8 protein-coding genes and 1 tRNA gene are annotated in these 12,047 nt (G+C 61.8%); 6 read left to right on the top strand and 3 right to left on the bottom strand.

The genetic code is table 11. The annotated features are described in order from the left end of the window. The first annotated feature begins 35 nt into the window (after positions 1–35). Positions 36–111, top strand: a tRNA-Val gene (locus ACB039_RS17745). Between the two features lie 153 nt (positions 112–264). After that, complete coding sequence (nadA, locus tag ACB039_RS17740) at positions 265–1,338, top strand: quinolinate synthase NadA (RefSeq protein WP_042650529.1); 1,074 nt, start codon at positions 265–267, stop codon at positions 1,336–1,338. Positions 1,339–1,408: 70 nt separating this feature from the next. On the opposite strand, the gene ACB039_RS17735 is transcribed toward nadA, so the two are convergent. Continuing rightward, positions 1,409–2,275, bottom strand: a complete 867-nt coding sequence (locus ACB039_RS17735; RefSeq protein ID WP_042650530.1) for a D-hexose-6-phosphate mutarotase — start codon at positions 2,273–2,275, stop codon at positions 1,409–1,411. A 108-nt stretch (positions 2,276–2,383) separates the two neighbouring features. Then, complete coding sequence (gap, locus tag ACB039_RS17730) at positions 2,384–3,379, bottom strand: type I glyceraldehyde-3-phosphate dehydrogenase (protein WP_005324581.1); 996 nt, start codon at positions 3,377–3,379, stop codon at positions 2,384–2,386. 345 nt (positions 3,380–3,724) lie between these two features. Here gap and malQ point away from each other — a divergent pair, with 345 nt between their 5' ends. From malQ to msrB, 4 genes are all read left to right on the top strand, one after another. Then, positions 3,725–5,914, top strand: a complete 2,190-nt coding sequence (malQ, locus tag ACB039_RS17725) for a 4-alpha-glucanotransferase (RefSeq protein WP_371166143.1) — start codon at positions 3,725–3,727, stop codon at positions 5,912–5,914. 82 nt (positions 5,915–5,996) lie between these two features. Continuing rightward, positions 5,997–8,174: a 1,4-alpha-glucan branching protein GlgB gene (glgB, locus tag ACB039_RS17720; RefSeq protein WP_371166142.1), complete on the top strand. Its 2,178-nt coding sequence runs from the start codon at positions 5,997–5,999 to the stop codon at positions 8,172–8,174. Further along, a complete protein-coding gene (gene glgX / locus ACB039_RS17715; RefSeq protein ID WP_371166141.1) occupies positions 8,174–10,315 on the top strand; it encodes a glycogen debranching protein GlgX in 2,142 nt (713 codons plus the stop codon). Before glgB ends, glgX begins: the two co-directional genes overlap by 1 nt. A 56-nt stretch (positions 10,316–10,371) precedes the next feature. Continuing rightward, a complete protein-coding gene (gene msrB, locus ACB039_RS17710; protein ID WP_371166140.1) occupies positions 10,372–10,764 on the top strand; it encodes a peptide-methionine (R)-S-oxide reductase MsrB in 393 nt (130 codons plus the stop codon). Positions 10,765–10,835: 71 nt separating this feature from the next. Here msrB and chrA read toward each other — a convergent pair whose 3' ends face one another. Next, complete coding sequence (chrA, locus tag ACB039_RS17705; RefSeq protein WP_371166139.1) at positions 10,836–11,975, bottom strand: chromate efflux transporter; 1,140 nt, start codon at positions 11,973–11,975, stop codon at positions 10,836–10,838. Positions 11,976–12,047 lie beyond the last annotated feature (72 nt).

Below are 12,047 nucleotides of genomic sequence, written 5' to 3'. Positions count from 1 at the left end.
TCCAGCACGACCCACCATCATTTAGCCATATCCCAGGTCGTTTAGCTCAGCTGGGAGAGCACCTCCCTTACAAGGAGGGGGTCACTGGTTCGAGCCCAGTAACGACCACCATGACTTGTAAACAAGAAGGCCCGCACTCCAATGCGGGCCTTCTTGTTTTAGCTTCATCTGGCACCTTATCTGGTGAGCGCGATTTGTTGATGGGTTTGTGCGCGGCTTCTGGTTATAATTTTGGCCTTTCCAAGCGTTGATGGAACAGTCGCAATGAGCAATGCACTGAGCAGTGTCCCTCCGGTCATCGAGATGGACTATCCCTTTCCGGTCAAACCGGCTCCCCTGACTGCCGAACAGAAGGCTTCCCTGATCACCGAGATCAAGGCACTGCTCGAGGCGCGTCAGGCCGTGCTGGTTGCCCACTACTACACGGATCCCGAGATCCAGGCGCTGGCCGAGGCCACCGGCGGTTTCGTCGGCGACTCCCTCGAGATGGCTCGCTTCGGTCGTGATCACGCCGCACAGACCCTGATCGTGGCCGGTGTGCGCTTCATGGGGGAGACCTCCAAGATCCTGAGCCCCCACAAGCGGGTGCTGATGCCGACCCTGGAGGCGGAGTGCTCCCTCGATCTGGGCTGCCCCATCGACCAGTTCTCCGCCTTCTGCGATGCCCACCCCGACCATATAGTCGTGGTCTATGCCAATACCTCGGCGGCGGTGAAGGCACGGGCCGACTGGGTGGTGACCTCCAGTATTGCGCTGGAGATAGTCGAGCATATCGACAGCCAGGGTCACAAGATCATCTGGGGCCCGGACAGGCACCTGGGCGCCTATATCGAGAAGAAGACGGGAGCCCAGATGCTGCGCTGGCAGGGGCACTGCATCGTCCACGACGAGTTCAAGGCCAAGGCCCTGCGTGAGCTCAAGGCCCAGAACCCGGATGCGGCCGTGCTGGTGCACCCGGAGTCCCCGGCTTCCGTCATCGAACTGGCGGATGCGGTGGGGTCTACCAGCCAGCTCATCAAGGCGGCCCGTGAGCTGCCCCAACAGAAGCTGATCGTGGCAACCGATCGCGGCATCTTCTACAAGATGCAGCAGGCCTGCCCGGACAAGGAGATGGTGGAGGCGCCGACCGGTGGCGATGGTGCCACCTGCCGCAGCTGTGCCCACTGTCCGTGGATGGCGATGAACGGCCTGGTGGCGATCAAGGAGGCACTGACCGATGGCGCCGAGCGTCACGAGATCCATGTGGATGAGGCGCTGCGTCTGAAGGCCCTGATCCCGCTGGATCGGATGCTGAACTTCGCTGCCGAGCTCAAGCTCAAGACCCAGGGCAACGCCTGATCTTCTCTGATGACAAGATGCAAAGAGGGCTCCTGCGGGAGCCCTCTTTATTTATCAGCCTGTTACATCGTCAGATGATCACGGTGGAGAAGCTGTGCTCCTCGTCTGGTGCAACCGTGATGCCAGCATCGGCGGTGATGGCTGCCTCGACACACAGCATGGTGCGGTAGCCGTCGTCGCTCATGTCGGTCATGGCGGTGGCGCCCTCAGCCCAGGGATTCCAGACCACCACGCTGTCATGGTTGCCGCTCACCACTTTAGTGGTGCGATCGCCGTCCTTGACCATCACCATGGCCTCGGCTTGGCGGTAGATGCGGTCCATGGCGGCAGAGAGTGTCAGCGCCCCCTGTTGCTGCCCATCCTGACCCGTCAGCTTGTCGGCATAAGGCTCACCCAGGCCAGTCACGCTGACGGCCTCTGGGGCACTTATCTGCAGATAGGTGTGCAAGGCCGCGTTGCAGGTGAGGGGAGTCTTGCCGGTATTGCGGGTGGTCAGCACCAGAGAGAGCTCCTTGCCCACCAGCACATCCAGCTCCAGCTCGAAGGCGTGGGGCCAGAGGGCTCGACTGGCGTCGGTGTCACGCAGAGACAGATGGACGAGGGTGCCATCCCCGTGATCGGAGACTCCATCCAGGGTCCACAGGCTGGTGCGGGCGAAGCCATGGGCGGGCTTGCCGCTGCCGACGCGAGCGGGGGCCGGGCCGAACCAGGGCCAGCACAGAGGGATGCCGCCCCGGATCGGCTTGCTGCCATCCAGCACGGCCTTGTCGCTGAGCCAGAGCGAGGCGGGTTCGCCGTGGCGCTGGTAGCGCAGCACATGGGCGCCAAACAGGCTGATCTCGGCCTTGGCATGCTCGTTGTTGATGGTCAGCAGAGGCTGGCCATCCGCGGGGTGGCTGAGGGTACAGTGGGCTGTCAGAGTACGTGTCGGTTGCATGGAGACTCCTGTGCTCGCGCACATTCAAGAAAGAGGTCGGCAGGTCCAGAATACAAAAAGGCGGCCAATGGCCGCCTTTTTTCAAGCTACGCGATTGCGCATCCCAAATTACTTGGAGATGTGAGCGATCAGGTCCAGAACCTTGCTGGAGTAGCCCATTTCGTTGTCGTACCAGGATACGACTTTAACGAATTTGTCGTTCAGTGCGATACCAGCCTTGGCATCGAATACTGAGGTCTGACGCTCACCCAGGAAGTCGGTGGAAACCACTTGATCTTCGGTGTAGCCCAGCACGCCCTTCATGGAGCCTTCGGAGGCTGCTTTCATGGCTGCGCAGATTTCTGCGTAGGTGGCAGCTTTCTTCAGGTTGACGGTCAGGTCAACAACGGACACATCCGGAGTCGGTACGCGGAAAGCCATACCGGTCAGTTTGCCGTTCAGTTCCGGGATAACAACGCCAACAGCCTTGGCAGCACCGGTAGAGGACGGGATGATGTTCTGAGCCGCACCGCGGCCACCGCGCCAGTCTTTGGCAGACGGACCATCAACGGTCTTCTGGGTAGCGGTGGTAGCGTGGACAGTGGTCATCAGGCCGGATTCGATACCGAAGGTATCGTTCAGAACCTTGGCGATCGGGGCCAAGCAGTTGGTGGTGCAGGAAGCGTTGGAAACGATGTCCTGGCCAGCGTAGGTAGAGTCGTTAACACCCATGACGAACATAGGGGTAGCGTCTTTGGACGGGCCGGTCAGTACGACTTTCTTGGCACCGGCAGCGATGTGCTTGCGAGCAGTGGCGTCGTCCAGGAACAGACCGGTAGCTTCGGCAACAACGTCAACACCGATGGCATCCCATTTCAGGTTTGCCGGGTCACGTTCAGCGGTAACACGTACGGTTTTGCCGTTGACGATCAGGTTGCCGTCTTTGACTTCAACGGTGCCCTTGAAGCGGCCGTGAGTGGAGTCGTACTTCAGCATGTAAGCCATGTAGTCAACGTCGATCAGATCGTTGATACCAACCACTTCGATGTCAGCACGCTCGGCGGCCAGACGGAAAACGAAACGACCGATACGGCCAAAACCGTTAATACCTACTTTGATAGTCATAATTGGTTACCTAACTGTTCAGTAGTCAAAGAAAATTCCGTTTGTAAATTTACTAGAACTCACCGGTGAGTCAACCAACAATCTGCGCGAAATTGCGCTATATCATGAAAAACTGTGAAATTTATTTTCGTTTTATGTAACTGGCTACCAACTTTTGTCGAATGCATCATCAGCGGATCCGGTCGCAGAGATCAACAATAGTGCCTGTCCGGTCACACATCAGGCCGGGGAGATATGTAAAAATGTGCGCGGTTTAGCATGGCCAAAGAGCCACTGTTCAAGTACCACCCATAAAAATTAATCACAAATAGTGTAGATAGAATCCACAGCGGGAATTCTCAAACTATGACCACCCTGATTGAACAGCTGGCTGCCGCCAAAGGTATCGCCAGTGAGTATGTTGATGCCTGGGGCCACCCGGCCCAGGTATCCGAAGAGAGCAAGGCCGCCATGCTGGGCGCCATGGGCTACCGCGTCGACGACGAGGCAGCCCTGACCGAGCAGTTGGAGCAGGAGCACCGTCAGCACTGGTTGCGGCCTCTGGATCCCGTGATGGTAGTGCGCAGTGGCGACCCTCTCAGCCTCGAGGTTCGTCTGCCCATCGAGTTCGTCAACGACGCTCTCCACTGGCAGATAGAGCTGGAGCAGGGTGCCCTGTTATCCGGCCAGCTGACCCCCATCGAAGGGGAACTGGTCGGCGTCGCCGAATTCGAAGAGATGGAGTGCCAGGCCTATCGGGTCGCGCTGGATGTGCAGCCGGAGCTCGGCTATCACCAGCTGATGCTGCTGGAAGAGGGCAACGACGAGCCACTCGCCACCATGCGCCTCATCGTCGCGCCCAAGTCCTGCTACAAGCAGGCACCCATCGCGAATGGCCGCAAGGTGTGGGGTCCGAGCGTGCAGCTCTACTGCTTGCGCAGCCGCCACAACTGGGGCATAGGTGATTTCAGTGACCTCGGCCAGCTGGTCGAGAAGGCCGCCGCCTGGGGAGCCCATTTCGTGGGGCTGAACCCCATCCATGCCCTCTATCCGGCGAATCCCGAGAGTGCCAGCCCCTACAGCCCCTCTTCCCGTCGCTGGCTCAACGTGGCCTACATCAATGTGGAGGCGGTGCCGGAGTTTCTCGCCAACGACCGGCTCAAGGCCGATGTGGCGAGCCCGGCTTTCCAGCAGCATCTGGCCTCCCTGCGGGCCAAGGAGAACGTGGATTACACCGGCGTCATCCAGACCAAGATCGGCATGCTGCGCCAGGTGTTCGATGAGGCCAGGCTCAGCGCCGAGCGTCAGGCCGCCTTCGATGCCTTCGTGGTCGCCGGTGGCGACAGCCTGCAACAGCAGGCGGCATTTGATGCCCTGCAGGCCCATTTCTATGGCAAGGGTGAGAATGCCTGGGGCTGGCCGGTCTGGCCGGATGCCTTCCGTGATTACCACAACCCGGAAGTGGCTGCCTGGATGGCCGAACACCAACAGGACGTGAATTTCTACCTCTATCTGCAGTTCCTAGCCGATGAGCAGCTGGCCCAGGCCGATGCCCGTGCCAAGGCTGCCGGTATGGTGATGGGGATCTATCGGGATCTGGCGGTGGGCGTCTCCGAAGGCTCCACCGAGATCTGGGCCAACCGGGATCTCTACTGTCCGAAAGCCTCGGTCGGTGCTCCCCCCGACATCCTGGGCCCCCTCGGTCAGAACTGGGGCCTGCCCCCGATGAATCCGAACCAGCTGTTCGAGGCGGCCTATCAGCCCATGGTGGATCTGTTCCGCGCCAACATGCGTGCCTGCGGCGCGCTGCGCATCGATCACGTGATGGCCTTGCTGCGCCTGTGGTGGGTACCGCCCGGAGCGTCCGCCGCCAAGGGCGCTTACATCTACTATCCGGTCAACGATCTGCTGGGGATACTTGCCCTCGAGTCCCACCGCAACCAGTGCCTGCTGATCGGTGAAGATCTCGGTACCGTGCCGGAAGGCATAGACGTCACCCTCAAAGAAAATGGCGTCCACTCCTACAAGGTGTTCTTCTTCGAGCGATCCAAGGGGGACGGTGGCTTCATCTCTCCGGCGCACTATACCGAGCAGGCGATGTCGGCCCTGACCACCCACGACATGCCGACCCTCAAAGGCTTCTGGCATTGTGACGATCTGGCGCTGGGTCGCGAGCTGGGCCTGTACCCGGATGAAGAGGTACTCAAGACCCTGTATGCTGATCGCCACCAGGCCAAGCAGCGGATCCTTGACAGCCTGCATGCCCATGGGGTCATCTCTGGCAATATCAGCCATGACGTGAACTGGGTCGGAATGAACACCGAACTCAACCATGGCCTGCAACTGCACATGTCCCGCGGCAGCTGTGCCCTGTTCAGCACCCAGCTGGAAGACTGGTTGGAGATGGACAAGCCGGTCAACGTGCCGGGCACCAGTTACGAATACCCGAACTGGCGTCGCAAGCTTTCAAAGGATCTGGAAGATATTTTTGCCGATGAGGCGCTCAAGGCGCTGGCGGGCAAGATGAGCCAGGCCCGTGACGAGGCCAGTCGTTGAGCCCCTGCTGTCAACATGTGACTCACTTTCATCCGCTTCGGCCCAGGCCGGAGCGGATGTTCAGCCATGAAAGGAAATGTCAATGCCCGTTGAACGTTTGGTTGCCGCCCGCTGTGCCGATCCCTTCTCCCATCTAGGCCTGCTGGCCAATCCGGATGGGCCAGGCCTGAAACTGACGGCCTGGTTGCCCGATGCGCTCGAGGTCCGGGTCAGGGATCTCAAGTCAGGAAAGATAGTTGCCACCCTGACCTCCGCCGACGAAGCGGGCCTTTTTGAAACTGTTTTCACTCGCCGCAAGAATCCCTTTCCCTATCAGCTGATCGCCAGCTACCCCGATGCCAGTGCCGAATCCATCGACCCCTATCAATTCCAGGCTGCCGCCTGGGAAGGTCTGGCGGAGCTGAGCCTCCAGCCGGAAAACCTCTACCACACCCTGGGCGCCCAACTGCGCACCGTGGAGCATCTCGGCCAGCGGGTGGCAGGGGTGCGCTTCGCCGTCTATGCGCCGAGCGCCACGGCGGTGAGCCTGATCGGCGATTTCAACTTCTGGGATGGCCGTCGCCACCCCATGCAGCGCAGCCAGTGTGGTCACTGGGTGCTGTTCGTGCCGGGCCTGAAGGCCGGGGATCGCTACAAGTTCGAGCTCAAAGACCCCATGGGCAACCGCCTGCCTCACAAGAGCGACCCGGTCGGCTTCTACTGCGAGCAGTATCCGTCGTTCGCCTCCGTCATCCACGACCACGAGCAGTACCAGTGGCAGGATGCCGCCTGGTGCGAGAGCCAGCGCAACGACAAGCGCGAGCAGCCACTCTCCATCTACGAGCTGCACGTGGGCTCCTGGAAGCGTCACCCCAACGGCGACAGCCTGAACTGGCGCGAGCTGGCGGTGGAACTGGTCAATTACGTCACCGAAATGGGGTACACCCACATCGAGCTGATGCCGGTCTCCGAGCACCCCTTCAGCGGCTCCTGGGGCTATCAGCCGGTGGGTATGTTCTCCCCCACCAGTCGCTACGGCAGTGCCGATGACTTCAAGTATTTCGTCGACGCCTGCCACCAGGCCGGCATCGGCGTCATCCTCGACTGGGTGCCGGCGCACTTCCCGGCCGATGCCCACGGTCTCGCCCGCTTCGACGGCACCCCGCTCTACGAGTACGAGGATCCGCGCCGTGGCTGGCATCCGGACTGGAACTCCTACATCTACGATTTCGGTCGCAACAACGTGCGCCAGTTCCTGGTGGCGAGCGCCCTGTTCTGGCTCGACAAGTTCCACATCGACGGCCTGCGGGTGGATGCGGTGGCCTCCATGCTCTATCTGGACTATTCGCGCAACGCCGGTGAGTGGGTGCCGAACGTCGACGGGGGCAACCACAACTACGAGGCGATCAGCCTGCTCAAGTGGACCAACGAGGAGGTCTACGGCAAGTATCCCCACACCATGACCATCGCCGAGGAGTCCACCGCCTTTGCGGGGGTCTCCAAACCCACCTTCCTCGGTGGCCTCGGGTTTGGCTTCAAGTGGAATATGGGCTGGATGCACGACACCCTGAGCTACATGCAGAAGGAGCCGATCCACCGCCGCTATCACCACAACGAGATGACCTTCTCCATGGTTTATCACTATGACGAGAACTTCATCCTGGCCCTGTCCCACGACGAGGTGGTGCACGGCAAGCACTCCCTGCTCTACAAGATGCCCGGTGACGAGTGGCAGCAGGCCGCGAACCTGCGGGCCTACATGGGCTTCATGTATGGCCATCCGGGCAAGAAGCTCAACTTCATGGGTACCGAGATCGCCCAGAGCAACGAGTGGAATCACGATGCCCAGCTGCCGTGGCACCTGCTGCAATTCCCCAAGCACGGCGGCCAGCAACGGCTGATCCGCGATCTCAACCGGCTCTATCGTCATGAAGCTGCCTTGTATCAGGCGGATTATGAGCAGAGCGGTTTCCGCTGGCTGGATCACAATGATGCCGACAACAGCATCTTCGCCTGGCTGCGCGCCGACAAGCAGGGGGCTCACCCGATAGTGCTCGCTTCCAACTTCACCCCGGTGCCGCGCCTTGCCTATCGCCTCGGGGTGCCGACGACGGGTCGCTATGCCGTGGTGCTCAACACCGATAGCGAGCATTACTGGGGCAGCAACTATGATGTGGGTTTGACCTTCGTCGCCGAGCCGACCCCCTGGCAGGGGATGGCGCACAGCATAGTGCTGGACTTGCCGCCGCTCGCGACCTTGTTCATCAAACAGGAGTCCTGATGTTTGTAATGGAAAATGGGGTGGACTACCCGCTGGGGGCCCGGCTCGACGAGGCCGGCTGCCACTTCTGCGTCTGGGCCCCCCAATCGGACAAGGTGGAACTCTGTCTGTTCGACGAGCAGGAGCAGGAGCTGGTCCGGCTGGCCCTGCCCGGCCAGCGCGGTCAATACCGCTTCGGTTATGTGCGCGGGGTGCGGGCCGGTCAGCGTTACGGTTACCGGGTCCATGGCACGCCCCAGGAGGGCATGCTGTTCGACCCCGACAAGCTGTTGATCGACCCCTATGCCAGGGCGCTCAGCCGGGCGACCCGTTGGGATGACGACCTCTATCAGGGGGACAGCGCGGCCATGGTGGCCAAGTCGGTGGTGGTGGACGATGCCTTCGACTGGCAGGGGATCGGCAAGCCTGGCATCCCGCCCGAGCGGGTCGTGCTCTACGAGACCCACGTCAAGGGCTTCACCCGTCAGCATCCCGGGGTGCCCGAGGCGCTGCGGGGCACCTACCTCGGCGTCAGCCATCCGCTGATGATCGAACACCTGCTGTCGCTGGGGGTCACCTCGGTGCAACTGATGCCGGTGGCCGCCTTCATGTCGGAGCCTCGGCTGGAACAGCTTGGGCTGACCAACTACTGGGGCTACAACCCCATTGCCTTCTTCGCCCCGGAGCCTCGTTATAGCGCCGGAGAGGCAGTGACCGAGTTCAAGACCATGGTGCGCGAGCTGCACCGTGCCGGGCTCGAGGTGATATTGGATGTGGTCTACAACCACACCGCCGAATCCGGTGCCGATGGCCCCATGCTGTCGCTCAAAGGGTTCGACAACGCGGGTTACTACGCCTTCGAGACCGGGGCCCATGGCCCGGACTATCACCGTCACGCCAACGTTACCGGCTGTGGCAACAGCGTCAATCTGGATCACCCCAACAGCCTGCGACTGGTGCTCGATGCCCTGCGCTACTGGGTCACCGAGATGCAGGTGGATGGTTTCCGCTTCGATCTCGCGGTCACTCTGGCGCGGGAGGCGGGGGAATTCGATCCCATGAGCGCCTTCTTCAAGGCCATGCTGGCGGATCCCGTGCTGGCGCGGGTGCGGCTGATCGCCGAACCCTGGGATATCGGTCCCTTCGGCTATCGCCTCGGCCAGTTTCCGAGCCAGTGGCTGGAGATCAATGACCGTTATCGCGATACCGTTCGCGCCTTCTGGCGCGGGGATGCGGGCAAGATGGGGGACTTTGCCACCCGGCTGGCTGGGTCGCGGGATCTCTTCCCGAAGAACTGGCGCTCCCCCCACACCAGCGTCAACTACCTCTGCTATCACGATGGCTTCACCCTGGAGGATCTGGTCTCCTACAACCAGCGCCACAACCAGGCCAACGGCGAAGACAACAGAGATGGCCACGGCAACAATCTCTCCTACAACCACGGGGTGGAGGGGCCGACCCTGGACCCCAGAGTGAACAACCTGCGTCAGCAGCAGAAGCGCAACCTCATCGCCACCCTGCTGCTCTCCCAGGGCACGCCCCACTTCCTGGCCGGGGACGAGATGGGTCGCAGCCAGCTTGGCAACAACAACGCCTATTGCCAGGACAACCAGATAAGCTGGGTCAACTGGCAGTTGCGCCCCGAGGATGAACGGCTGCTCGCCTTCACCCGCCAGATGATGGCGCTGCGGGCGGAGTCCGGGGTCTTCGCCAACCTGCAACTCAGTGACGATGAGTGGAATGGCAAGGCGACCAGCTGTCACAGCGTCAACTGGTATCACCCCGATGGCCACCAACTCACCGATCAGGACTGGCACGCCCCCATGGGGCAGGCGTTCGCCATGGACATCGGCATGCTGACGTGCGGTGGGGAGCGCTGGTATGTGCTGTTCAACGCCAGCGACTACGACATCCAGTTCCGCCTGCCGCCGCCGGGGGAGGGGCTGGAGTGGATCCAGACCATAGACACCGCCACCAACGACGGCCTGCCCTTCCTGCCTGACGACATCAAGCGGCAGGTGGCGGTAGGGCGCGCCCACTCCCTCAAGCTGCTGGAGCGGGTCGCGCTGCCGGCGGTGGCGGTGGCCAAGGAAGGGGGGGTCGCCACGCCGGATGTTGCCGCCGTGTTGCCAACGGGATCACAGTTCCCGCTGGCGGGGTAGAGTCGGGGCGCCCTAGTGGGTATGCTGGGCGCCGTGATAAAAGGCAAGGAGTCAGTATGAAGGGCAACAATCCCGAGCAATGGCGCAGCAAGTTGAGTGCCGAACAGTTTCACGTTTGCTGGGAGAAGGGCACAGAGCGCCCTTACAGTGGCGCCCTGCTGCACAATCGCAAGAGCGGTGACTACCTCTGCGTCTGCTGCAAGAGCGTACTGTTCCATGCGGATGCCAAGTTTGACTCCGGCTGCGGCTGGCCCTCGTTCGATCGGGCCATCGAGGGGACAGTGACCTACACCGAAGATGGCAGCTACGGCATGAAGCGGGTGGAGATCACTTGCAGCCAGTGTGGTTCCCATCTGGGGCACGTCTTCCCGGATGGGCCGACCGAGACCGGCCAGCGTTACTGTGTCAACAGCCTGAGCCTGGACTTCGAACCCACCCCCGACCCCTGAGATCTCCCGGGATGAAAAATGGCGCCTCCGTTCGCGGAGGCGCCATTTTTTATGCGGTCTGCGCTGACCCGTCAGATCAGCAGCAGGCTCGCTCCCGCCAGCAGGCCGGCGAGCACCAGTATGGGCAACCTGATGACGCGCAGCAGATAGAAACCGATGGCGGCCAGCGCCAGATCGGTTGGGGCCAGCACGGCACTCTGCCACACAGGTTGATAAAGGGCGGCCAGCAACAGCCCCACCACGGCGGCATTGATGCCGGCTACGGCGCCGGCGAGGCGAGGGTGGGCCAGCCAGCGTTGCCAGCAGGGGCCCATGGCCCAGAGCAGCAGGAAGCCCGGCAGGAAGAGTGCCAGGGTTGCCAGCAGGGCGCCCGCCAGTGGCGCGGCAGGCAACAGCTGGGCGCCGAGGTAGGTGGCCAGGGTGAACATGGGGCCGGGCACCAGCTGAGCCAGGCTGTAGCCGGTCAGGAACTGTTGCTGGCTGAGGCTGTGACCAACGCTCTCCTGCAACAGGGGCAGTACCACGTGGCCACCGCCGAACACCAGACTGCCGGCTCGATAGAAATCGGCGACCAACTGACTGGCGGGGCCCTGAACCAGCAGGGGCAGGCCGACAAACAGCAGGGCAAACAGCATCAAGGTTGGCCAGTGGGGTGAATGGCGGGCTCCTGGCGGCGCAGGAGGGGCGCTGGCTTCCTCCCGTTGGGCGCAGAGCAGGGCAGCCCCCAGCAGCATGGCAAGCTGGGTCAGGAGGCCAGGCTGCCACCAGAGTGCGGCGGCGGTGACCACCATGACACCTTGTTGCAGCGCCGTCTTGCAGAACTGGCGGCTCATGGTGAGCACCGCATCCGCGACCACCACCAGTGCCAGCAGCTTGAGGCCGTGCAGGGCGGCATCCAGCCAGAGGTTGTTGCCGAGCTGCCCGAGGCCGATGGCGGCGACCAGCAACAGCAGGAAAGAGGGCAGGGTGAAACCCGCAAAGGCGGCGAGCGCCCCTCCAAGGCCTGACCGATGGCGACCGATGGCGAAGCCGAGCTGGCTGGAGGCCGGGCCGGGCAACAGCTGGCACAGGGCCAGCAACTGGGCAAACTCGGCTTGGCTGAGCCAGCCCAGGCGCGTGACGAAGGTGCGCTGGAAGTAGCCGATATGGGCGGCCGGCCCACCGAAGCTGATACAGCCCAGCCACAAAAATTGAAGGAATACCTGCCCCACCGCTCACTCCCCTGTTGTCATTGGATATGGGCAGGGATGATATGACAAAGTGATGACTTTTTTATGACAATT

This window comes from Aeromonas sp. S2(2024), from assembly GCF_041402505.1.
GTDB lineage: Bacteria > Pseudomonadota > Gammaproteobacteria > Enterobacterales > Aeromonadaceae > Aeromonas > Aeromonas media.
The sequence above is the reverse complement of the archived record's forward strand: the minus strand, read 5'-3'. Positions and strand labels throughout refer to the sequence as shown.

What these genes read in the sequence shown, in the direction of transcription:
- msrB (WP_371166140.1), top strand. Translation starts at nt 10,372, where the DNA reads ATGAAGGGCAACAATCCCGAGCAATGGCGCAGCAAGTTGAGTGCCGAA.
- malQ (WP_371166143.1), top strand. Translation starts at nt 3,725, where the DNA reads ATGACCACCCTGATTGAACAGCTGGCTGCCGCCAAAGGTATCGCCAGT.
- glgB (WP_371166142.1), top strand. Translation starts at nt 5,997, where the DNA reads ATGCCCGTTGAACGTTTGGTTGCCGCCCGCTGTGCCGATCCCTTCTCC.
- nadA (WP_042650529.1), top strand. Translation starts at nt 265, where the DNA reads ATGAGCAATGCACTGAGCAGTGTCCCTCCGGTCATCGAGATGGACTAT.
- glgX (WP_371166141.1), top strand. Translation starts at nt 8,174, where the DNA reads ATGTTTGTAATGGAAAATGGGGTGGACTACCCGCTGGGGGCCCGGCTC.
- ACB039_RS17735 (WP_042650530.1), bottom strand. Translation starts at nt 2,275, where the DNA reads ATGCAACCGACACGTACTCTGACAGCCCACTGTACCCTCAGCCACCCC.
- gap (WP_005324581.1), bottom strand. Translation starts at nt 3,379, where the DNA reads ATGACTATCAAAGTAGGTATTAACGGTTTTGGCCGTATCGGTCGTTTC.